The sequence below is a fragment of the Streptomyces hawaiiensis genome (assembly GCF_004803895.1).
Lineage (GTDB): Bacteria > Actinomycetota > Actinomycetes > Streptomycetales > Streptomycetaceae > Streptomyces > Streptomyces hawaiiensis.
In genome coordinates this window covers 1,829,064-1,851,366 of record NZ_CP021978.1, presented here as the reverse complement: position 1 = coordinate 1,851,366, position 22,303 = coordinate 1,829,064, and the positions used below count along the sequence as shown (strand labels likewise).

General features: G+C 69.8%; 16 protein-coding genes and 1 pseudogene. 13 read left to right on the top strand and 4 right to left on the bottom strand.

Going from position 1 to position 22,303, the window contains the following annotated elements; genetic code table 11:
* Positions 1-74: 74 nt before the first annotated feature.
* The 4 genes from metH (at position 75) to CEB94_RS08535 (ending at position 8,123) form a co-directional block, all read left to right on the top strand.
* On the top strand, positions 75-3,590 hold the full coding sequence (gene metH / locus CEB94_RS08550) for a methionine synthase (protein WP_175431586.1): 3,516 nt from the start codon (positions 75-77) through the stop codon (positions 3,588-3,590).
* A gap of 126 nt (positions 3,591-3,716) precedes the next feature.
* Complete coding sequence (locus tag CEB94_RS08545; RefSeq protein ID WP_175431585.1) at positions 3,717-4,418, top strand: HAD family hydrolase; 702 nt, start codon at positions 3,717-3,719, stop codon at positions 4,416-4,418.
* A gap of 409 nt (positions 4,419-4,827) precedes the next feature.
* Positions 4,828-6,432 carry an ABC transporter substrate-binding protein gene (locus tag CEB94_RS08540; protein ID WP_175431584.1) on the top strand — a complete coding sequence of 535 codons (1,605 nt, stop codon included), beginning with the start codon at positions 4,828-4,830 and terminating at the stop codon, positions 6,430-6,432.
* Positions 6,433-6,539: 107 nt separating this feature from the next.
* Positions 6,540-8,123 (top strand): ABC transporter substrate-binding protein, encoded by a 1,584-nt coding sequence (locus CEB94_RS08535; protein ID WP_175431583.1) that lies wholly within the window; start codon positions 6,540-6,542, stop codon positions 8,121-8,123.
* 70 nt (positions 8,124-8,193) lie between these two features.
* Here CEB94_RS08535 and CEB94_RS08530 read toward each other — a convergent pair whose 3' ends face one another.
* Positions 8,194-8,865: a response regulator gene (locus CEB94_RS08530; protein ID WP_097215673.1), complete on the bottom strand. Its 672-nt coding sequence runs from the start codon at positions 8,863-8,865 to the stop codon at positions 8,194-8,196.
* A 14-nt stretch (positions 8,866-8,879) separates the two neighbouring features.
* The gene (locus CEB94_RS08525) at positions 8,880-9,938 is read right to left on the bottom strand and encodes a RecB family exonuclease (RefSeq protein ID WP_175431582.1); all 1,059 of its coding nucleotides are present in this window, start codon (positions 9,936-9,938) and stop codon (positions 8,880-8,882) included.
* Positions 9,939-11,045: 1,107 nt separating this feature from the next.
* Between CEB94_RS08525 and CEB94_RS41865 the strand changes: the two are divergent.
* From CEB94_RS41865 to CEB94_RS08510, 3 genes and pseudogenes are all read left to right on the top strand, one after another.
* A pseudogene (locus tag CEB94_RS41865) lies at positions 11,046-12,248 on the top strand (site-2 protease family protein); the annotation flags it as partial.
* Between the two features lie 53 nt (positions 12,249-12,301).
* Positions 12,302-13,204, top strand: a complete 903-nt coding sequence (locus tag CEB94_RS08515) for a tRNA (adenine-N1)-methyltransferase (protein ID WP_175431581.1) — start codon at positions 12,302-12,304, stop codon at positions 13,202-13,204.
* Positions 13,205-13,522: 318 nt separating this feature from the next.
* A complete protein-coding gene (locus tag CEB94_RS08510; protein WP_175431580.1) occupies positions 13,523-14,101 on the top strand; it encodes a hypothetical protein in 579 nt (192 codons plus the stop codon).
* A 59-nt stretch (positions 14,102-14,160) separates the two neighbouring features.
* Here the strand turns inward: CEB94_RS08510 and CEB94_RS08505 are convergent, their stop codons facing one another.
* Positions 14,161-14,466, bottom strand: a complete 306-nt coding sequence (locus CEB94_RS08505; RefSeq protein WP_175431579.1) for a ferredoxin — start codon at positions 14,464-14,466, stop codon at positions 14,161-14,163.
* 245 nt (positions 14,467-14,711) lie between these two features.
* Here CEB94_RS08505 and arc point away from each other — a divergent pair, with 245 nt between their 5' ends.
* The 6 genes from arc to prcA all read left to right on the top strand — a co-directional run bounded on the left by arc (position 14,712) and on the right by prcA (position 20,854).
* Positions 14,712-16,478, top strand: a complete 1,767-nt coding sequence (gene arc / locus CEB94_RS08500; RefSeq protein WP_175431578.1) for a proteasome ATPase — start codon at positions 14,712-14,714, stop codon at positions 16,476-16,478.
* Positions 16,479-16,711: 233 nt separating this feature from the next.
* The gene (gene dop, locus CEB94_RS08495) at positions 16,712-18,223 is read left to right on the top strand and encodes a depupylase/deamidase Dop (protein ID WP_342789594.1); all 1,512 of its coding nucleotides are present in this window, start codon (positions 16,712-16,714) and stop codon (positions 18,221-18,223) included.
* Between the two features lie 178 nt (positions 18,224-18,401).
* Positions 18,402-18,620, top strand: a complete 219-nt coding sequence (locus CEB94_RS08490) for a ubiquitin-like protein Pup (protein ID WP_019757212.1) — start codon at positions 18,402-18,404, stop codon at positions 18,618-18,620.
* A gap of 32 nt (positions 18,621-18,652) precedes the next feature.
* Positions 18,653-19,246, top strand: coding sequence for an endonuclease VII domain-containing protein (locus CEB94_RS08485; RefSeq protein ID WP_175431577.1), 594 nt, complete (start codon positions 18,653-18,655; stop codon positions 19,244-19,246).
* Positions 19,198-20,043: a proteasome subunit beta gene (gene prcB, locus CEB94_RS08480; RefSeq protein WP_175431576.1), complete on the top strand. Its 846-nt coding sequence runs from the start codon at positions 19,198-19,200 to the stop codon at positions 20,041-20,043. Before CEB94_RS08485 ends, prcB begins: the two co-directional genes overlap by 49 nt.
* A 67-nt stretch (positions 20,044-20,110) precedes the next feature.
* Positions 20,111-20,854, top strand: coding sequence for a proteasome subunit alpha (prcA, locus tag CEB94_RS08475; RefSeq protein WP_175431575.1), 744 nt, complete (start codon positions 20,111-20,113; stop codon positions 20,852-20,854).
* 377 nt (positions 20,855-21,231) lie between these two features.
* Here the strand turns inward: prcA and CEB94_RS08470 are convergent, their stop codons facing one another.
* Entirely contained in the window at positions 21,232-22,284 is a 1,053-nt protein-coding gene (locus CEB94_RS08470) for a LacI family DNA-binding transcriptional regulator (RefSeq protein ID WP_175431574.1), read from the bottom strand.
* Between the last annotated feature and the right edge of the window lie 19 nt (positions 22,285-22,303).

Below are 22,303 nucleotides of genomic sequence, written 5' to 3'. Positions count from 1 at the left end.
GCCCTTCCCGGATGCCCGCCGGCTGTCCGGGAACCGCAAAGCCGACAGCCGTCGCATCCGAGGGAGCCCTTTTCATGGCCTCGTTGCCGCCGACCCCTTCCGCAGACAGCCGGACCCGCGTGTCCGCGCTCCGAGAAGCCCTGGCCACCCGCGTGGTCGTGGCCGACGGAGCCATGGGCACCATGCTCCAGGCGCAGGACCCCACGCTCGAGGACTTCGAGAATCTCGAGGGCTGCAACGAGATCCTCAACCTGACGCGCCCGGACATCGTCCGTTCGGTCCACTCCGAATACTTCGACGTCGGTGTGGACTGCGTGGAGACCAACACCTTCGGCGCCAACCTCACCGCCCTCGGCGAGTACGACATCCCCGAGCGCGTCACCGAGCTGTCCGAGGCCGGCGCCCGGATCGCCCGCGAGGTGGCCGACGAGTTCACCCGCAGCACCGGACAGCAGCGCTGGGTGCTCGGCTCGATGGGACCCGGCACCAAGCTGCCCACCCTCGGCCACACCACCTTCGGCGCCATCCGGGACGCCTACCAGCAGAACGCCGAGGGCCTGCTCGCCGGCGGCGCCGACGCGCTGCTCGTGGAGACCACGCAGGACCTGCTCCAGACCAAGGCCTCCGTCATCGCCGCCCGCAGGGCCATGGAGGCCACCGGCCTGTCCGTACCCCTGATCGTCTCGGTGACCGTCGAGACGACCGGCACCATGCTGCTCGGCTCCGAGATCGGCGCGGCCCTGACCGCGCTGGAGCCGCTCGGCATCGACATGATCGGCCTGAACTGCGCCACGGGCCCGGCCGAGATGAGCGAGCACCTGCGCTTCCTGTCCCGGCACTCGCGCATCCCGCTGTCCTGCATGCCCAACGCGGGCCTGCCGGTGCTGACCAAGGACGGCGCCCACTACCCGCTGACCGCGCCCGAGCTGGCCGAGGCGCAGGGCACCTTCGTCCGGGACTACGGCCTCTCCCTGGTCGGCGGCTGCTGCGGCACCACACCCGAGCACCTGCGCCTGCTGGCGGAGCGCGTCCGGGACGTCGCCCCGACCGAGCGCAGCCCGCAGCCCGAGCCGGGCGCGGCCTCCCTGTACCAGTCGGTGCCGTTCCGGCAGGACACCTCCTACCTGGCCATCGGCGAGCGCACCAACGCCAACGGCTCGAAGAAGTTCCGCGACGCCATGCTGGACGGCCGCTGGGACGACTGCGTGGAGATGGCCCGCGACCAGATCCGCGAGGGCGCGCACATGCTCGACCTGTGCGTGGACTACGTTGGCCGCGACGGCGTCGCCGACATGGAGAAGCTGGCCGGCCGCTTCGCCACCGCCTCCACCCTGCCCATCGTGCTGGACTCCACCGAGGTCGACGTCATCCGGGCCGGTCTGGAGAAGCTCGGCGGCCGCGCGGTGATCAACTCGGTTAACTACGAGGACGGCGACGGCCCCGAGTCCCGCTTCGCCAAGGTCACCGCACTCGCCCAGGAGCACGGCGCCGCCCTCATCGCGCTGACCATCGACGAGGAGGGCCAGGCCCGCACCGCCGAGAAGAAGGTCGAGATCGCCGAACGGCTCATCGACGACCTGACCGGAAACTGGGGCATCCACGAGGAGGACATCCTCGTCGACTGCCTGACCTTCACCATCTGCACCGGTCAGGAGGAGTCCCGCAAGGACGGCATCGCCACCATCGAGGGCATCCGCGAGCTGAAGCGGCGCCATCCGAAGGTACAGACCACGCTGGGCCTGTCCAACATCTCCTTCGGCCTCAACCCGGCCGCCCGCATCCTGCTGAACTCCGTCTTCCTCGACGAGTGCGTCAAGGCGGGCCTGGACTCCGCGATCGTGCACGCGTCGAAGATCCTGCCGATCGCCCGCTTCAGCGAGGAGGAGGTCCAGACGGCGCTGGACCTCATCCACGACCGCCGCGCCGAGGGCTACGACCCGCTGCAAAAGCTCATGCAGCTGTTCGAGGGCGCCACCGCCAAGTCCCTCAAGGCCGGCAGGGCCGAGGAACTGGCCGCCCTGCCGCTGGACGAGCGCCTCAAGCGCCGCATCATCGACGGCGAGAAGAACGGCCTGGAGGCCGACCTCGACGAGGCCCTCCAGGAGCGTCCCGCCCTCGACATCGTCAACGAGACCCTGCTGGACGGCATGAAGGTCGTCGGCGAACTGTTCGGCTCCGGCCAGATGCAGCTGCCGTTCGTCCTGCAGTCCGCCGAGGTCATGAAGACGGCCGTCGCCCACCTCGAACCGCACATGGAGAAGACCGACGAGGCCGGCAAGGGCACCATCGTGCTCGCCACCGTCCGCGGCGACGTGCACGACATCGGCAAGAACCTCGTCGACATCATCCTGTCCAACAACGGCTACAACGTCGTCAACCTCGGCATCAAGCAGCCGGTCTCCGCGATCCTGGAAGCCGCCGAGGAGCACAAGGCCGACGTCATCGGCATGTCCGGTCTCCTGGTCAAGTCCACGGTGATCATGAAGGAGAACCTGGAGGAGCTGAACCAGCGCGGCCTGGCCTCCGGCTACCCGGTGATCCTCGGCGGCGCCGCCCTCACCCGGGCCTACGTCGAGCAGGACCTGCACGAGATCTACCAGGGCGAGGTCCGCTACGCCCGCGACGCCTTCGAGGGCCTGCGCCTGATGGACGCCCTCATCGGCGTCAAGCGGGGCGTGCCCGGCGCGAAGCTGCCCGAGCTCAAGCAGCGCCGGGTCAGGGCAGCGGCCCCGGCCGTCGAGGAGGAGCGCCCCGAGGAGGGGCACGTCCGCTCCGACGTCGCCATCGACAACCCCGTGCCCGAGCCGCCCTTCCGCGGCACCCGCGTGATCAAGGGCATCCAGCTCAAGGAGTACGCGAGCTGGCTCGACGAGGGCGCCCTGTTCAAGGGCCAGTGGGGCCTCAAGCAGGCCCGCACCGGTGAGGGCCCGTCCTACGAGGAACTCGTCGAGAGCGAGGGCCGGCCCCGGCTGCGCGGCCTGCTGGACCGGCTCCAGACGGAGAACATGCTGGAGGCGGCCGTGGTCTACGGCTACTTCCCGTGTGTCTCCAAGGACGACGACCTGATCATCCTCGACGAGCAGGGCAACGAGCGCACCCGCTTCACCTTCCCGCGCCAGCGCCGGGGCCGCCGCCTGTGCCTGGCCGACTTCTTCCGGCCGGAGGAGTCCGGCGAGACGGACGTCGTCGGCCTCCAGGTCGTCACCGTCGGCTCGCGCATCGGTGAGGAGACCGCGCGGCTCTTCGAGGCCAACGCCTACCGCGACTACCTCGAACTGCACGGGCTGTCCGTGCAGTTGGCCGAGGCGCTCGCCGAGTACTGGCACGCGCGCGTGCGTTCCGAACTCGGCTTCGCCGGCGAGGACCCGAACGAGATGCAGGGCATGTTCGAGCTGAAGTACCGCGGTGCCCGCTTCTCCCTCGGTTACGGCGCCTGCCCCAACCTGGAGGACCGCGCCAAGATCGCCGACCTGCTCCAGCCGGAGCGCATCGGCGTCCAGCTGTCCGAGGAGTTCCAGCTGCACCCCGAGCAGTCCACGGACGCCATCGTGATCCACCATCCGGAAGCCAAGTACTTCAACGCCCGCTGAGCGGCCCCACCGGGCACACGGGCCAAAAGAGGCGCTTCGACCGCGCACGACGTAGACTGGTCGGTCCACCGCAGGCCGGTTCCCCTCGTGGGAACCGGCCTGAACGTCCCTCAAGGAGGTACGTGGATGACCAGTACGGTCCCCGCGCTCGGAACACGCACGGCCGAAGACTCCGCCCTTCAGGCGGTACTCCTCGACATGGACGGCACCCTGGTGGACACCGAGGGCTTCTGGTGGGACGTCGAGGCCGAGGTCTTCGCCTCCCTCGGCCACACGCTCGACGAGTCCTGGCGGCATGTCGTGGTCGGCGGCCCCATGACCCGCAGCGCGGGCTTCCTCATCGAGGCCACCGGTGCCGACATCACCCTCGCCGAACTCACCGAGCTCCTGAACGACGGCTTCGAAGACCGCATCGGCCGCGCCCTGCCGCTGATGCCGGGCGCCGGACGGCTGCTCGCCGAGCTGTACGAGTACGAGATCCCCACCGCCCTGGTCTCGGCCTCGCACCGGCGCATCATCGACCGGGTGCTGACGTCGCTCGGCGCCCACCACTTCAGCCTCACCGTGGCCGGTGACGAGGTGCCGCGCACCAAGCCCCACCCCGATCCGTACCTCGCCGCCGCCGTCGGACTCGGCGCGGACCCGGCCCGGTGCGCCGTCATCGAGGACACCGCGACCGGGGTCGCCGCCGCCGAGGCAGCGGGCTGCCACGTCGTGGCCGTGCCCTCCGTGGCTCCCATCGCCCCGGCCCTGCGCCGCACGGTCGTCACCTCCCTGGAAGAGGTTGACCTGACATTTCTGCACGGGCTGATGACGGAAATGCGCTAGCCGTTCACCCAGCGTGCAGCGGCGTTAGGGCGGTAATTCCGAAGGCGAATTCGAACCCCTCCGGATGTGCGAATTCCCATACCTTCGAACCCGTTTACGCGTGTGACGTTCCCCACCCGGCCCGGGGTCGACAGCCGATCCGGCATGTGCTGCGCAACCCCTCCGCAGGGCTGTCGGCGTGCCCTTGTGTCCCGATTGATGGAACGCTGCACCAAAGCTTCCGCTGTCGGGTTTTCGGTCTGTCCACGCCCGGTTCCGCAGCGTGATGGGTGCTCAACTCCGGTGGCTGCGAACCCTCCTGCCGGTCCGGACTAATCTCGTTGCGAGAACATCGCCCCACCCCCGTGATCCGCTGCGCCACCCCTGCATGCCGGGTACACGGAGTCGACAGCTCTGGAGAAACTCGAGCATGAACCGCAAGACTTTGGTGCTGCCGGCCGTGATCGGCCTGCTCGCGCCGGTGCTCGCCGCCTGCGGCGGGTCCGACAGCGGGAGCGGCGACAGCGGCGCGATCGTCGTCGGCACCACGGACCGGTTCACCGCCTCGAAGGACGCCCCCGCGCCCCTCGACCCGGCGTACGCCTACGACGTCGGCACCTGGAACATCCTGCGCCAGACCGTGCAGACCCTGATGATCCAGCCGCGCGGCGAGGGCGAGCCGGTACCGGAGGCCGCCGAACGATGCGGCTTCACCGACACCGGCAACGAGCGCTACGCCTGCACCCTGCGCGACGGCCTGAAGTTCGCCAACGGCAACGCTGTCACCGCGGCCGATGTGAAGTACTCCATCGACCGCGCGCGCTCCCTCAAGGCCGACAGCGGCGTGTTCGCGCTGCTGTCCACCATCGACACCGTCGAGACGCAGGGCGACCGCGAGGTCATCTTCCACCTCAAGACCGCCGACGCGACCTTCCCGTTCAAGCTGTCGACCCCGGTCGCCGGCATCGTCGACCCCGACGACTACCCGAAGAACAAGCTGCGCGACGGCTTCGACCTGGAGGGCTCCGGCCCGTACACCCTCAAGGCCGACGTCGACAACGGCGAGCTGGTCAAGGCCGAGTTCACCAAGAACCCCGACTACAAGGGGACCCTCGAGGTGAACAACGACAAGGTCGACATGGTCTCCTTCAAGGACGCCGACGCCATGGGCAAGGCGCTGGACAAGGGCGACATCGACCTGATGACCCGCACCATGTCGCCGGATCAGATCCGCGAGCTCTCGGGCGACGCGGACTCCGGCGTCGACCTCGTCGAGATGCCCGGCCTGGAGATCCGCTACCTGGGCTTCAACACCGACGCCCCGACGGTGAAGTCCAAGGCCGTGCGTCAGGCGATGGCCCAGGTCGTCAACCGCAGCGAACTGGTCTCCAAGGTCTACGGCTCCCAGGCCGAGCCGCTGTACTCGCTGGTCCCGGCCACTGTCACCGGCCACTCCAACTCGTTCTTCAACAAGTACGGCGAGCCGAACGTCACCAAGGCCCGTTCCCTGCTCAACCAGGCGAACATCACCACGCCGGTGAAGCTCACGCTGCACTACACGACCGACCACTACGGCCCGGCCACCAAGAAGGAGTTCGAGGTCCTGCGCGACCAGCTGAACTCCAGCGGCCTGTTCGACGTCGGCATCAAGGGCACCCCGTGGGACACGTTCCGCCCGGCCGAGAAGAAGGGCGAGTACGACGTCTACGGCATGGGCTGGTTCCCGGACTTCCCGGACGCCGACAACTTCCTCGCGCCGTTCCTCGACGCGGACAACACGCTCGGCTCGCCGTACGACAACAGCCAGATCCGCAACACCCTGATCCCGGAGTCCCGCCGTGAGGCGGACCGGCTGTCCGCCGCCTCCAGCCTGACGGACATTCAGGACATCGTCGCCGGTGACGTGCCGGTGCTGCCGCTCTGGCAGGGCAAGCAGTACGTCGCCGCCCGCGACGACATCACGGGTACCGCCTACGCGCTCAACTCCGCCTCGACGCTCCAGCTGTGGGAGCTCGGGCGGGGTGTGAGCGGCTGACGGACCCGCTGGATCCCCGGGGCCTGTGACCGCGGCCCCGGAGAACCGTGCCCCGGAGCCGGGGACATGCTCCGGGAGTTCTCGAGAACCGACGACAAGGCACACACGTGAACATACGCAACCAGTGGCCGGTCCTGCCCATCGTGGCGGGGCTCGCCTCCGGACTGCTGACCGGCTGTGGCACGGAGAGCGGAGACGCCGCGGGGGGCGGCTCCAACGTGGTGGTGGGGATGTCCGACGACGTCCTGGCCACGGACCCGGCCTCCGGCTACGACCCCGGCTCCTGGCTGTTGTTCAACAACGTCTTCCAGTCCCTGCTCAGCTTCCCCAAGGGCGCCACGGAACCGCAGCCGGAGGCCGCCGAGAGGTGCGCGTTCAACGACACGCAGACCACGGTCTACACGTGCACGCTGAAGGACGGGCTCAAGTTCAGCAACGGTGACGAGCTCACCTCCGAGGACGTCAAGTTCTCCTTCGACCGCATGCTGAAGATCAACGACCCCGACGGGCCCGCGATCATGTTCCCCATGCTGGACAAGGTCGAGACGCCGGACGAGAAGACGGTGGTATTCCGCCTCAACACGGCCGACGCCACCTTCCCGAGCAAGATCGCCTCCGGTGCCGGCTCCATCGTCGCCCACGGCCAGTACGACGCCGACGGGCTCCGCAAGGACGGCAAGGCGGTCGGCTCCGGCCCCTACCAGCTCGACTCGTTCGACGACGGGCAGGCGGTCTTCTCCGTCAACGAGCACTACAAGGGCACCGCCAAGGTGAACAACACCGGCGTGACGCTCAAGTTCTTCGACGGCGACCAGACGGCCCTGAAGCAGGCCATCCAGGACGGGGACGTCGACATCGCCTACCGCGGTCTCACCGCGGGCGACATCTCGGACACCGAGAAGGCCGGCGACGGCAGTGGCGTCGAGGTCGTCGAGGGCAGCAGCGCCGAGGTACAGCACCTGGTGTTCAACATGGACGACCCGGTCGCCGGGAAGCTCGGCGTCCGCAAGGCCATCGCCCACCTGCTCGACCGCGAGGCCCTCATCAAGGACGTCTACCAGGGCACCGCGACCCCGCTGTACTCCATCATCCCGGCCGGTATCGCGGGCCACAACACGGCCTTCTTCGACACCTACGGGGCCCGCCCCTCCCGGTCCAAGGCCCAGGACGCGCTGCGCGAGGACGGCATCACCGGCAAGGTGAAGCTGACCCTGTGGTCGACCCCCTCCCGCTACGGCCCCGCGACGGACCAGGAGCTGAAGGCCATCGCCGGCCAGCTCAACGCCAGCGGCCTGTTCGACGCCGACGTCAAGTCCGTCCCCTTCGGCCGGTACGAGAAGGACATCGCCGCCGGCAAGTACGGCGTGTACGTGAAGGGCTGGGTGCCCGACTACCCGGACGCCGACAACTTCACGGGCCCCTTCTTCGGCAAGGGCAACGTGCTGAACAACAACTACGACAACAGCACGATCACCGGCTCGCTCATCCCGCGCACCGCCGCCCTCACCAACCGGGCCGCCACCGACAAGGAGTTCGGGGAACTGCAGGACATCGTCGCCGACGAACTCCCCGTCCTGCCGGTGTGGCAGGCCAAGCAGTACGCGGTCGTCCGCGACGGCGTCTACGGCCTGGAGTACTGCCTCGACGCGTCGACGGTGTTCCGCTTCTGGGAGCTCAGCAAGGACGTCTGACACACAGGTGTGAAGAAGGGCGCCCCCCGCTCGGCGGGGGGCGCCCTTCTGTCATGCCCAGCGCGCTGGCCTACTGCGCGCCTGGGCGCACCAGCCCGCTCTCGTACGCGTACACAGCGGCCTGCACACGGTCGCGCAGGCCCAGCTTGGTGAGCACATGCCCCACGTGTGTCTTGACGGTGGTCTCGCTGACGAACAGATCGGCGGCGATCTCCGCGTTGGACAGCCCGCGCGCCACCAGCTTCAGCACCTCGACCTCACGGTCGGTGAGCGTGTGCAGTGTGTCCGGCACCGGCTCCTCACCCGACGGCAGGTGCGTGGCGTACTTGTCGAGCAGCCGGCGCGTGATGCTCGGCGCGAGCATCGCCTCGCCGGAGGCGACCACCCGGATGGCCTGCACCAACTCGTTGGCGGGAGCGTCCTTGAGCAGGAACCCGCTGGCCCCGGCCCGCAGTGCCTCGACCACGTACTCGTCGAGATCGAAGGTGGTCAGCACCAGCACCTTCGCCGGGCCGTCCCGCCCGGGTCCGGTGATCTGCCGGGTCGCCTCCACACCGTCCATCCGCGGCATGCGGATGTCCATCAGGACCACGTCGGGCTGCAGGGCCCGCACCTGGTCGAGCGCCTGGAGGCCGTCTCCGGCCTCGCCGACGACCGCGATGTCCTGCTCGGCCTCCAGGATCATCCGGAAGCCGGTACGCAGCAGGGGCTGGTCGTCGACCAGTAGGACGCGGATGGCCACGTAAGTCTCCTTCGCTAGTCCGGCCCCATTCTGCCCTGCGCGGACCCGCCGGACTCAGCCGCCCTCACCGGTTGCGCCGGCAGTTCCGCCGCGCGCACCGGCAGCGGGTACGGCGGGGGAGTGCCGCCGAACTCCGGGCAGTGGGCCTGGTGGTCGCACCATCCGCACAGCTTCGTGGGACGCGGCCGCCAGTCGCCCGTCTCGGTGGCCAGCCGGATCGCCTCCCACAGCGCCAGCAGCTTGCGCTCGACCCGCTCCAGGTCGGCGAGGACCGGGTCGTACGTCAGCACCTGGCCGCTGCCGAGATAGACCAGCTGGAGCCGCCGGGGGACCACGTTCTTCAGCCGCCACACCACCAGGGCGTAGAACTTCATCTGGAACAGGGCGCCCTCGGAGTACTCCGGCCTGGGCGCCTTCCCCGTCTTGTAGTCGACGATCCGGACCTCACCCGTGGGGGCCACGTCGACCCGGTCGATGATGCCGCGCAGCCGCAGCCCGGACTCCAGCTCGGCCTCGACGAACAGCTCCCGCTCGGCCGGCTCCAGACGGCTGGGGTCCTCCAAGGTGAACCAGCGCTCGACGAGCTGCTCCGCCTCGCCCAGCCAGCGCGCCAACCGCTCGCCCTGCGGATCGTCGGCGAACAGCTCCACGACCTCCGGCCGCGACTCGCGCAGCCGGTCCCACTGGCCCGGGACCAGCGACTTCGCCCGGGGCGCCGTGCGCTCGGCGGCCGGGGCGTCGAAGAGCCGCTCCAGGACCGCGTGCACCAGCGTGCCCCTGGTCGCCGCCTCGCTCGGCTTCTCCGGCAGCCGGTCGATGACACGGAAGCGGTACAGCAGCGGGCACTGCATGAAGTCACTGGCACGCGAGGGGGACAACGAGGCGGGCGGTATGGCGGTGGACCCGGTCACGAGGTCGCTCACGGCGGCGGTCTCGGCCGCCGCCTCCGCCACCGTCTGTGTCTCTGCCGCCGTCTGCGCTGCCGTCTCCGCGGGCCCGGCCGGGACCGGCGGATCCGCCGCCGCGGCAGGACCGCCCCCGGGCGGCGCCGCGCCCTCGCTGCTCGTCTCCATGCCCCAGACCATACGGCCCGCCACTGACAGTGACCCAGCCGCGTTCCGTGGGGGAAGCCGGGAGAGGAGGTCGACGTACGGGAAACACAGGGGTGCCGGGGCGGAGCGCACTCCGACGGACGCATACCATCGACTCGAGACCCTCCCGCCCGGCAGGCGCGGGAGACGCTTCGACGAGGGGAAACCGGTGGACGAGAGCGGCGGGCGCGGGCAGCCGCGGTCCGGCAACGACGAGTCGGCCGAGCGCCACGAGGGGCTCCCGCCCCGGGCCACCGACCCGGCCCCCGCCGACGAACAGCCCACGGACGAGCACCGTTCCGCTCCCGAGCAGCCCGCCCCGGGGCCAGAGCCGACCGGTCCGGCCGCGCCCGCCGGCACCCCGGCAGCCTCTCCGGACGCCCCGAAGGACGACTCGGCGGACCGGCACGGTGCTTCGCCGGACCCGCGGAGCCCGAACGCCACGGCCCCCGCCCCCGCCGAGCGCAACGCAACCCCCGCCCGCCGGAGGCGGACACGCACCCCGACCGCGCAGACGCCGACGTACCGGAGTCGGCAGCCGCCCGCGCAGACGCCGACGTACCGGAGTCGGCAGCCGCCCGCGCAGACGTCGACGTACCGGAGTCGGCACCCGACGGCGCAGACGCCGACGGCCCGCACGCGGCAGCCGCCCGCGCAGACGCCGACGTACCGGAGTCGGCACCCGGCCGCGCCGACGTCGACGGCCCGCACGCGGCAGCCGCCCGCGCCGGGGGTGGTGAAGGCGGTTCACCGGAGGCGGACACGCACCCCGACCGCGCCTACGCCGATGGTCCGCATGCGGCACCCGACCGCGCCGATGCCCACCCTCCGCACGCGGCACCCGCCCGCGCCAAGGGTGATGAAAGCGGTTCGCCGGAGGCCGACTCGCACCTCGACCGCGCCTACGCCAGCGGCCCGCAGTCGGCCTCTGCCGCCGGGCGGCCCGAGCCGGACCGGCTGCACAAGGCACAGGCCCCGTCCCCGGCCCCGGGCTCCGGTGATCCGAACCGCCGGCAGCAGCCCGCCGCCGCCCCGGATCCCGGCCACCCGAACCACCGCCCGGACCCTTCCGTCCCCGCCCACGGCGACCGCCCCCTCGCCCGCTCCGCCGAAGGCAAGGGCCCCGCCCCCCAGCGGCCGGAGCCCCGGGGCGGGCTGCTCATGGGGCGGCCCTTCGGGGTGCCCGTGTACGTCGCGCCGAGCTGGTTCCTCGTCGCCGCGCTGATCACCTGGGTGTTCGGCGGCCAGCTGGAACGCGTGCTGCCCGAGCTCGGCGCCGCCCGCTACCTGGTCTCCCTCTTCTTCGCGGTCGCCTTCTACGCCTCCGTACTCGTCCACGAACTGGCCCACACGGTCGCCGCCCTCCGCTTCAAGCTCCCGGTCCGCCGCATCCAGCTCCAGTTCTTCGGCGGCGTCTCCGAGATCGAGAAGGAGGCCGAGACCCCCGGCCGGGAGTTCGTACTGGCCTTCGTCGGGCCCCTGCTCTCCCTCGTCCTCTCCGGCGTCTTCTACGCCGCCATGCAGGCCGTGGAACCCGGCACCGTCCCGGGCGTCCTGCTCGCCGGCCTGATGATCTCCAACCTCATCGTGGCCGCGTTCAATCTCCTGCCCGGCCTGCCCCTCGACGGCGGCCGCATGCTCCGCGCCGTCGTCTGGAAGATCACCGGCAAGCCGATGAAGGGCACCATCGCCGCCGCCTGGGTCGGCCGCGCCCTCGCCGTCTCCGTCCTCATCGGCCTGCCCCTGCTGACCCAGTCAGGCGCCCTCGGCACCAACGCCGTCGACAACGTCGGCATGGACACCGTCCTCGACGCCCTGCTCGCCGCCATCCTCGCCGCGATCATCTGGACCGGCGCCGGCAACAGCCTGCGCATGGCCCGCCTGCGCGAGCACCTCCCCGAGCTGCACGCCCGGACGCTCACCCGCCGCGCGGTCCCTGTCGAGACCGACACCCCGCTCTCGGAAGCCCTGCGCCGCGCCAACGCCGCCGGAGCCCGCGCCCTGGTCGTCGTCGACGCCGACGGCCAGCCCCTCTCCCTCGTCCGCGAGGCCGCCATCGTCGGCGTGCCCGAGCACCGCCGCCCCTGGGTCGCCGTCGGCTCCCTCGCCCAGGACCTCACCGACGGCATGCGCGTCTCGGCGGAACTGTCCGGCGAGGAACTCCTGGACGCCCTGCGCACCACCCCGGCCACCGAGTACCTGGTGGTGGAGGAGACCGGCGAGATCTACGGCGTCCTCTCGGCGGCCGACGTGGAGCGCGCCTTCGTCAAGGCGATGGCGAGGCCGTCCTAGGGCGGCAGGTCCCCGTGGTCGGAGGCCCTCTCCGGGGCCGGTAGGCTGGTCACATGTCCGAACCGACCGGTGCCGCCCGCAGGCGCGGGCCCTTCAAGGTCGGGGACCAGGTTCAGCTGACCGACCCCAAGGGCCGCCACTACACGTTCACGCTCGAGGCCGGGAAGAACTTCCACACCCACAAGGGTTCCTTCCCCCACGACGAACTGATCGGCGCTCCCGAGGGCAGCGTTGTCCGCACCACGGGAAACGTCGCCTACCTCGCGCTGCGCCCCCTGCTCCCCGACTACGTCCTGTCCATGCCCCGCGGCGCCGCCGTGGTCTACCCCAAGGACGCGGGGCAGATCCTGGCCTTCGCCGACATCTTCCCCGGCGCACGCGTCGTGGAAGCGGGCGTCGGCTCCGGCTCGCTCAGCAGCTTCCTGCTGCGGGCCATCGGCGACCAGGGCATGCTGCACAGCTACGAGCGCCGCGCCGACTTCGCCGAGATCGCCCAGGCGAACGTGGAGCGCTACTTCGGCGGCCCGCACCCGGCCTGGCAGCTCACCGTCGGCGACCTCCAGGACAACCTGTCCGACGCCGATGTCGACCGCGTCATCCTCGACATGCTCGCCCCCTGGGAGTGCCTGGAGGCCGTCTCCAAGGCGCTCGTCCCCGGCGGCATCCTGTGCTGTTACGTCGCGACCACCACCCAGCTCGCCCGGACCGTCGAGTCCATCCGCGAGATCGGCTCCTTCAACGAGCCGACCTCCTGGGAATCGATGATCCGCAACTGGCACGTCGAGGGCCTGGCCGTCCGCCCGGACCACCGGATGATCGGCCACACCGGCTTCCTGCTCACCGCCCGCCGCCTCGCCGACGGCGTCGAGCCGCCCATGCGCCGCCGCCGCCCCGCCAAGGGCGCCTACGGCGAGGACTACACCGGCCCCAACGCCGACGGCGGCACCGCCCGCTGAGGCGGCCCCTCACCGCACCCAACGCACAGGCGCCGTGCCGGAGTTACCGGTTCCGTACCGGAACTCCGCCACGGCGCCTCTTTGTTGCCGCCCCGGGTGAATCCCCGCGGAACGCCGTTGACCTGCCGCGAAGGCCGTAACGGCCCACGTCGTGCCGCAGCAGGGGCCCTGCCCGCACAGGCCGCTGACACAGCGGCAGGGACCGTAACCCTTCTGACTTCCCCGGCGCGAGACATGCACACCCCGCCGTTCCCTCGAGGTGTGACGTGTGGCACCATGCTGGCCACCCCACCGGCACAGCCTCAGGAGACCCTCCTAGTGCAGTCTTCCGCCGTCCCGGAGCTCGCCCACACCCACACCCGCCCCATCCACTGGCTCGCCACCGCGACGGCCGTCGCGGGCGTCGTGGCCTTCTCCTCGGTCCTGCAGCCCGGCGCGGCGACGGCGGCCCAGTCCGCCGCCCCCGAGACCAAGAGCGCTCCCGCGCACACCACTCCGCCCGACCCGGCCGCGGTGACGTTCCCGATCGACTGCGGTCCGGTGAAGGCCGTGGTGAAGAAGCGCGCTTTCGGAGACCTCGACGGCGACGGCAGGCCGGAGACGGTGGCCGTGGTCCACTGCGACTCCCCGATGGGCACCCCGCCGGACGGCGTGTACGTCCTCACGCGCGGGGCCGACGGCGGCAAGCCGCGGATCGTGGCCACCCTGCTCGACCTCGAGGACGGCACCACCGTCACCGACTTCGCCGTGCGCGACGGCGCCGTCACGGCCACGCTCCTCGGCTACTCGTCGGCCGACGTGCCGCGTTGCTGCCCCGACGAGAAGAGCGACGTGAAATGGCGTTGGCACAGCGGCTCGTTCGTCCGCTCGGCCCCGGCCGGAGCCCGCAGCGTCTGAGGCACCTGCGACGGCACGTGTGAGATATCAGACAGTAGTAACAGAACGTAGAGAAGTGGTCACTCCGCGTCCGGTCCGTAGACCTCGGCCCTGTCCGAAACCCGACGTACGTGGATGCAGTCGCCCGGACACTCCTTCGCGGAGTCGATCACGTCCGTGAGGAGCGGCAGCGGAACGGGCGTTGTCGCACCCTTGTCCTGGAGCAACTCGTCGTCGGCGCTCTTCACATAGGCCAACCCGTCGATGTCCAGCTCGAACACCTCGGGCGCGTACTGGGCGCAGATGCCGTCACCGGTACACAGGTCCTGGTCGATCCAGACCTCCAGCTCCGCGCCGTCGACCCCGGCCACCTGCTGCACGCTCATCTCTCCTGCCGTTTCTCCGCCGAGCCGTATCGGGAATCCGGCCAGCTCCGGCGGGTGTTGAACAGTTCGACCCTACCTCCGGCTGGGTTCCAATCATGTTCGCTGGGTATTCCCCTGGCGTGAGGGAGAGCGCAAGGGTGAAGATCGGACACACCCCGACCGTCTTTGTGATCTAGGGGTTTCAATCGACACCCGCCCAGGTAGGGTCTGGAAGCGTCCAGCTCCCCATGGAGGAGGTGAGGACCGTGGCAGCCCACGACGACGACATGAACCGCGGCATCCGCCCGGGACGCGGGTCCGACGACCCGGCCGGGCAGATTGCCTACCTTGAGCAGGAGATCGCCGTCCTGCGACGCAAGCTCGCCGACTCTCCGCGACACACGAGGATTCTCGAAGAGCGGATCGTCGAGCTGCAGACCAATCTGGCCGGCGTGTCCGCGCAGAACGAGCGACTCGCCAACACACTCCGTGAGGCTCGTGACCAGATTGTGGCCCTCAAGGAGGAGGTCGACCGGCTCGCACAGCCGCCGGCCGGCTTCGGCGTCTTCCTGACGGCCAACGAGGACGGCACCGCCGACATCTTCACCGGCGGCCGAAAGCTCAGGGTGAACGTCAGCCCCAGCGTCGAGCTCGAGGAGCTCCGGCGCGGCCAGGAAGTAATGCTCAACGAAGCGCTCAACGTGGTCGAGGCCATGACGTACGAGCGCGTCGGTGACATCGTCACCCTCAAGGAGATCCTCGAGGACGGCGAACGGGCCCTGGTGCTGGGACACACCGACGAGGAGCGGGTGGTACGGCTCGCCGAGCCGCTGCTGGACGTCACCATCCGCCCCGGCGACGCCCTCCTGCTCGAACCCCGCTCCGGCTACGTCTACGAGGTCGTGCCGAAGAGCGAGGTCGAGGAACTCGTCCTCGAAGAGGTCCCCGACATCGGCTACGAGCAGATCGGCGGTCTCGGTGGCCAGATCGAGGCCATCCGCGACGCGGTCGAGCTGCCGTACCTCTACCCGGACCTGTTCAAGGAGCACGAGCTGCGCCCGCCCAAGGGCGTCCTGCTCTACGGTCCTCCCGGATGCGGCAAGACGCTCATCGCCAAGGCCGTCGCCAACTCGCTGGCCAAGAAGGTCGCCGAGGTCACCGGCCAGGCCGCCGGCAAGAGCTTCTTCCTCAACATCAAGGGCCCCGAGCTCCTGAACAAGTACGTCGGCGAGACCGAGCGGCAGATCCGCCTCGTCTTCCAGCGTGCTCGTGAGAAGGCCAGCGAGGGCACCCCCGTCATCGTCTTCTTCGACGAGATGGAGTCCCTGTTCCGCACCCGTGGCTCCGGTGTCAGCTCGGACGTGGAGAACACCATCGTCCCGCAGCTGCTCGCCGAGATCGACGGTGTGGAGGGCCTGCAGAACGTGGTCGTGATCGGTGCCTCCAACCGCGAGGACATGATCGACCCCGCCATCCTGCGGCCCGGCCGCCTGGACGTGAAGATCAAGATCGAGCGTCCCGACGCCGAGGCCGCGAAGGACATCTTCGGCAAGTACCTCACGGAGCGCCTCCCGCTGCACTCCGACGACCTCGGTGAGCACGGCGGCAGCAAGGCCACCACCGTCCAGAGCATGATCCAGACGGCGGTAGAACACATGTACACCGAATCCGAGGAGAACCGCTTCCTGGAGGTCACCTACGCCAACGGTGACAAGGAAGTCCTCTACTTCAAGGACTTCAACTCCGGCGCCATGATCGAGAACATCGTCGGCCGCGCCAAGAAGATGGCGATCAAGGACTTCCTCGAGAAGAACCAGAAGGGCCTTCGCGTCTCCCACCTCCTCCAGGCCTGCGTGGACGAGTTCAAGGAGAACGAGGACCTGCCGAACACCACCAACCCGGACGACTGGGCCCGAATCTCCGGAAAGAAGGGCGAACGGATCGTGTACATCCGCACGCTCATCACCGGAAAGCAGGGTGCGGACACCGGACGCTCCATCGACACGGTGGCGAACACCGGTCAGTACCTGTAAAAGGCAGGGCGGCTGCGGGTGCCCTCGGCGGGTACCCGCAGCCGACTGTTTTTCAGGCCACGGCTGGAGCACGCAATGACGCAAATGATCTCCCCACCAGCGCAAAGGCGTTCTAGGCTCTTGCGTACCGCCGAGTCGCGCAGTGCGGGGACGGGCACCGCACACGCAACCGAGCGCCAGCGGTATCTGAGCGGCGCCCACGACCGAGGGTGCCGCCGGGCAAGGAGGGCCGCATGACCGTACGGCGAGTAATGGGCATCGAGACGGAGTACGGGATCTCCGTCCCCGGCCACCCCAACGCCAATGCCATGCTCACCTCGTCCCAGATCGTGAACGCCTACGCGGCGGCGATGCACCGGGCCCGCCGGGCCCGATGGGACTTCGAGGAGGAGAACCCGCTGCGGGACGCGCGAGGCTTCGACCTCGCCCGCGAGGCCGCCGACTCCAGCCAGCTCACCGACGAGGACATCGGCCTGGCCAACGTGATCCTCACCAACGGTGCACGGCTCTACGTCGACCACGCACACCCCGAGTACAGCTCCCCCGAGGTGACCAACCCCCGGGACGCCGTCCTCTGGGACAAGGCCGGCGAGCGGATCATGGCCGAGGCCGCGGAACGGGCCGCCCAGCTGCCCGGTGCCCAGCCGATCCACCTGTACAAGAACAACACCGACAACAAGGGCGCGTCCTACGGCACGCACGAGAACTACCTGATGAAGCGGGAGACCCCCTTCTCGGACATCGTGCGCCACCTGACGCCGTTCTTCGTCTCCCGTCAGGTCTTCGCCGGAGCGGGCCGCGTCGGCATCGGCCAGGACGGACACGAGCACGGCTTCCAGCTCAGCCAGCGGGCCGACTACTTCGAGGTCGAGGTCGGCCTCGAGACGACGCTCAAGCGCCCGATCATCAACACCCGCGACGAGCCGCACGCGGACGCCGAGAAGTACCGGCGCCTGCACGTGATCATCGGCGACGCGAACCTCTCGGAGATCTCGACCTACCTCAAGCTGGGCACGACCTCGCTGGTGCTGTCGATGATCGAGGACGGTTTCATCGCCGTCGACCTGGCCGTCGACCAGCCCGTCCGCACGCTCCACCAGGTCTCGCACGACCCGTCCCTGAAGCGCCTGGTCAAGCTCCGCAGCGGCCGTACGCTCACGGCGGTCCAGCTGCAGATGGAGTACTACGAGCTGGCGCGCAAGTACGTGGAGGAGCGGTTCGGGGCCGACGCCGACGACCAGACCAAGGACGTCCTGTCCCGCTGGGAGGACACCCTCACCCGTCTGGAGCACGACCCGATGAGTCTGGCCGGAGAGCTGGACTGGGTCGCCAAGCGGGAGCTCATGGAGGGCTACCGGCGCCGGGACAGCCTCGACTGGGACGCGCCGCGACTGCACCTGGTCGACCTCCAGTACGCCGATGTACGGCCCGAGAAGGGCCTGTACAACCGTCTGGTGGCCCGCGGGCGCATGAAGCGGCTGCTGACCGACGCGGACGTCGAGCGGGCCCGTACGGTGCCGCCGGAGGACACCCGCGCCTACTTCCGCGGCCGCTGCCTGGAGCAGTACGCGGACGACGTCGCGGCGGCCTCCTGGGACTCGGTGATCTTCGATCTGCCGGGCCGGGACTCGCTGCAGCGCGTCCCAACCCTGGAACCGCTTCGCGGAACGCGTAATCACGTCAAGGAGCTCCTGGACCGCTGCCGCACCGCGGAAGACCTGGTCAGGGTCCTGTCGGGCGGGTGAACGCGTTGAGCGGGTACTCGTCGGGAACCGGCCGGACAGGGTGGAAAATCCCTGGCCCGGGAATCATCGAGGTGGTCCCCGTACGTTGGAGCAACTGCGGGGCCATTGTCAGACCCGGCGAGTAGGGTCTGATCTTGACCGAGCAACTGTGTCGGGCGAACCGAGCGGGGTGAGGGATATGGCGACCAAGGACACCGGCGGCGGACAGCAGAAGGCCACCCGGTCCACCGAGGAGGTCGAGGAGCAGGCGGCGGAGACGCAGGCTTCCGAGGACCTCAAGGAGCGTCAGGAGAAGCTGAGCGACGACGTGGACTCGGTTCTGGACGAGATCGACGACGTCTTGGAGGAGAACGCCGAGGACTTCGTGAGGTCATTCGTTCAGAAGGGTGGCCAGTAGCCTTCGAAACGAAGGTGGCGGGGGAGCTCGAGTTGGCAAATCAAGAAGGTGTGAAGCGCTGCGTGCGGTGCGGTGAAGACAAGCCGTACGCGGCCTTCGCTCGCAGGCGGTCCAACCTGGACGGCCTCCAGCGGCACTGTCGGGATTGCGCTTCGGACTATCACCGGACGCGTCAGGAGAGCCTGGGGCGGAAGGTCCGCCCGAAGGCTCAGGTGCCCGAGGGTCACAAGCTCTGCTTGAAGTGCGGCGAGGTGAAGCCGTGGAGCGAATGGCACCGCAACGCAACGGCGTCGGACGGGCTATCGACGCGCTGCAAGGCGTGTAGGGCGGCTGAAGGCCGTGCGGGGCATCTCTTGCGAAACTACGGCCTCACAGAAGCCGAGCGGGACGAGATGGTCTCCTCTCAGATGGGGCTCTGCATCATCTGCCTAAAAGCCCCGGCTGCTCATGTGGATCACTGCCACGAGACGGGTAAGGTCCGTGGCGTACTGTGCTTCAACTGTAATTCGGCCATCGGCAAGTTGGGAGACGATCCCGACGCCGTCCGCCGGGCCGCCGCTTACTTGGAAGGAATCGCGTGGAAGCCAACACTCGTAGCACCGGGCGTCTACCGGCTGCCTTCCTGACGCCAGGGTCCTCCTCCTTCATGGACTTCCTGTCCGAGCACCAGCCGGAGATCCTGCCCGGCAATCGGCAACTGCCTCCCACCCAGGGCGTGATCGAGGCGCCGCACGGGACGACCATCGTCGCGGCGACGTTCCCCGGCGGTGTGGTGCTCGCCGGTGACCGGCGGGCGACCATGGGCAACGTCATCGCGCAGCGGGACATCGAGAAGGTCTTCCCGGCCGACGAGTACTCGGCGGTGGGCATCGCCGGTACGGCGGGCCTGGCCGTGGAGATGGTGAAGCTGTTCCAGCTGGAGCTGGAGCACTTCGAGAAGGTCGAGGGTGCGCAGCTGTCCCTCGAGGGCAAGGCGAACCGGCTGTCGACGATGATCCGCTCCAACCTCGGCATGGCCATGCAGGGCTTGGCCGTGGTGCCGCTGTTCGCGGGGTACGACGTGGACCGCGGCAAGGGCCGCATCTTCTCCTACGACGTCACCGGCGGTCGCTCCGAGGAGCTGAACTACGCGGCCACCGGTTCCGGGTCGATCTTCGCGCGTGGCGCGATGAAGAAGCTCTTCCGGGACGACCTCAGCGAGGCCGAGGCCACCACGCTCGTCATTCAGGCGCTCTACGACGCGGCAGACGACGACTCGGCGACCGGTGGTCCCGATGTCGCCCGCCGGATCTATCCCATCGTCACCGTGATCACCGACGACGGCTTCCGCCGGCTCACCGAGACCGAGGCGTCCGAGATCGCGCGCTCGATTCTCGAGCGGCGGCTGGAGCAGCCCGACGGGCCGCGGGCCGCCCTGCTGTAGCGGCGATCGTCTTCGTGAGGGTGGTCCAGTGAACCGACGGAATCTTCAAGAGAGGGACGGATAACCGGTGTCGACGCCGTTCTATGTCTCACCCCAGCAGGCCATGGCCGACCGGGCGGAGTACGCCCGGAAGGGCATCGCCCGTGGCCGCAGCCTGGTCGTGCTGCAGTTCGCCGACGGCATCGTCTTTGTCGGCGAGAACCCCTCCCGTGCGCTGCACAAGTTCAGCGAGATCTACGACCGGATCGGCTTCGCGGCCGCCGGCAAGTACAACGAGTACGAGAACCTGCGGATCGGCGGCGTGCGCTACGCCGACCTGCGGGGTTACACCTACGACCGGGACGATGTGACGGCCCGGGGCCTGGCGAACGTCTACGCGCAGACGTTGGGCACGATCTTCTCCAGCGCGGCCGAGAAGCCGTACGAGGTGGAGCTTGTCGTCGCGGAGGTCGGGGAGACGCCCGAGGGCGACCAGATCTACCGGCTGCCGCACGACGGCTCCATCGTGGACGAGCACGGCTCGGTCGCGGTGGGCGGCAATGCCGAGCAGATCAGCACCTATCTGGACCAGCGCCACCAGGAGGGCATGACGCTCGCGGAGGCGCTGAAGTTGGCGGTGCAGGCGCTGTCCCGTGACACCAACGGCAGCGAGCGGGAGATTCCCGCGGAGCGGCTGGAGGTGGCGGTGCTGGACCGCACGCGCCCGCAGAAGCGCAAGTTCAGGCGGATCACCGGGGGCCAGCTGTCCCGGCTGCTCGACGCGGCGAACGGTGGCGGTACGGAGGATGCGGGGTCGGAGGACGCCGAGTAGTCCTGGTGTGGTGCGGCGCGTCCCGGGCCGGGTTCGTGTCCGGGGCGCGCTGTCGTGTGCGTGCCTGCGCGTGCGCCGCCGGGTGGTGGGTCGGGGCCGCGTCGGGGGGTGTCCGTCCTCGGATTGGCGCGATGGGGTTGCGTACCGGCTGACTGTTCGTTGACGCTCCAACCGCTGCGGGCCAACACTCCCCGACACGTCCCCTGTGCGTACGCGGGTGCGGGAGCGTCCCGCTTGGCGCCGCAGACGCACTGCTGCGGGCCGCCCCCCCCCGCTGCGGGCATGCGTGCCGCTCAGGGCGGCACGGGTGGGCGCAGCGGTACCTCGTCGCGCCGAGTTGCGCGACGCCTCGGCCCCTGCACCGACGCCGGGCACCGTCAGCTGGGCCCGGCCGTGGAGCCTCGTAGCACCAGTTGCACCGGGATGTCCCCTTCCTCGGGCGCTCGGCCCTCCAGTACGGCCAACAGCGCCCCCATGCCCCGCTCCCCGAACAACTCCGCGTTCAGGCGGACCGTCGTCAGTTCCGGGTCCATGGCCGTGGCCAGGGCCAGGTCGTCGACGCCCGTGACCGACAGGTCGTCCGGGATGCGCAGCCCCAGGCGGCGGGCCGCTTTGTACGTGCCGGCGGCGAGCTGGTCGTCGTCGCAGATCACGGCGGTGGGGCGAACGCCGGGAGCCGAGAGGCCGGCTTCGGCGGCCGCGACCGCTCCCTTGATGGAGATCGGAGAGCGGGCCGTGCGGATCGACGTGCCCGCTACCTCCGACAGCCGCGCCGCCAGTTCCCGGGCGCGTACGTCGAAGGTCCAGGAGGGGACGTCCGCTGCCAGATGGAGGAAGCGGCGGTGGCCCAGGGACAGCAGGTGCTCCGCGGCCTGGCGGACGCCGTCGGCGATGTCCAGGTTCACCGTCGCCGCGCCCAGGCTCCCGGTGGGGTCGCTGTCCAGCATCACCAGGGGGAGTGCCTCCCCACGGATCGCGGTCAGCGCGTCCGCGGCCATCGAGGAGGCGATCACGCCGTCCAGTGCGGCCTGCGCGGAGGCGAAGGGGTCGCGGGCGGGGCCGATGCCCTCGGGGGAGGGGTAGAGGACCACGCCGAAGCCGTGCTCGGCGGCGACGCGGGCGGCGCCCGTGTAGACACCGGCGAAGAACTCAGTGGTGAGGGCCGGGACGACCAGGAGGACCGTGCGGGTGCGGCCCAGGCGCAGGTTGCGGGCGGCCAGGTTCGGTCGGTAGCCCAGGTCGCGGGCGGCCTCGCGGACGCGCTCGGCGGTCGCTTCCGCGACGCGGCCGCGCCACTTGTCGCCCAGGACCAGGGACACGGCCGCCTGGGAGACGCCGGCGGCCTGGGCGACGTCCCGGCTCGTGGGGCGGGTGCTGCCTCGTGCCACCGTCGGCCTGCTCCTTCGTCTGGACTCGCGAACAGCGGCCATGGTACGTATGGAAGCCGAC

Excerpts from the sequence above, each read along its gene's own strand:
- CEB94_RS08515 (WP_175431581.1), top strand. The coding sequence starts at position 12,302 with ATGTCCGAACCGACCGGTGCCGCCCGCAGGCGCGGGCCCTTCAAGGTC.
- CEB94_RS08540 (WP_175431584.1), top strand. The coding sequence starts at position 4,828 with ATGAACCGCAAGACTTTGGTGCTGCCGGCCGTGATCGGCCTGCTCGCG.
- CEB94_RS08470 (WP_175431574.1), bottom strand. The coding sequence starts at position 22,284 with ATGGCCGCTGTTCGCGAGTCCAGACGAAGGAGCAGGCCGACGGTGGCA.
- CEB94_RS08505 (WP_175431579.1), bottom strand. The coding sequence starts at position 14,466 with ATGAGCGTGCAGCAGGTGGCCGGGGTCGACGGCGCGGAGCTGGAGGTC.
- metH (WP_175431586.1), top strand. The coding sequence starts at position 75 with ATGGCCTCGTTGCCGCCGACCCCTTCCGCAGACAGCCGGACCCGCGTG.
- dop (WP_342789594.1), top strand. The coding sequence starts at position 16,712 with ATGACCGTACGGCGAGTAATGGGCATCGAGACGGAGTACGGGATCTCC.
- CEB94_RS08490 (WP_019757212.1), top strand. The coding sequence starts at position 18,402 with ATGGCGACCAAGGACACCGGCGGCGGACAGCAGAAGGCCACCCGGTCC.
- CEB94_RS08545 (WP_175431585.1), top strand. The coding sequence starts at position 3,717 with ATGACCAGTACGGTCCCCGCGCTCGGAACACGCACGGCCGAAGACTCC.
- CEB94_RS08525 (WP_175431582.1), bottom strand. The coding sequence starts at position 9,938 with ATGGAGACGAGCAGCGAGGGCGCGGCGCCGCCCGGGGGCGGTCCTGCC.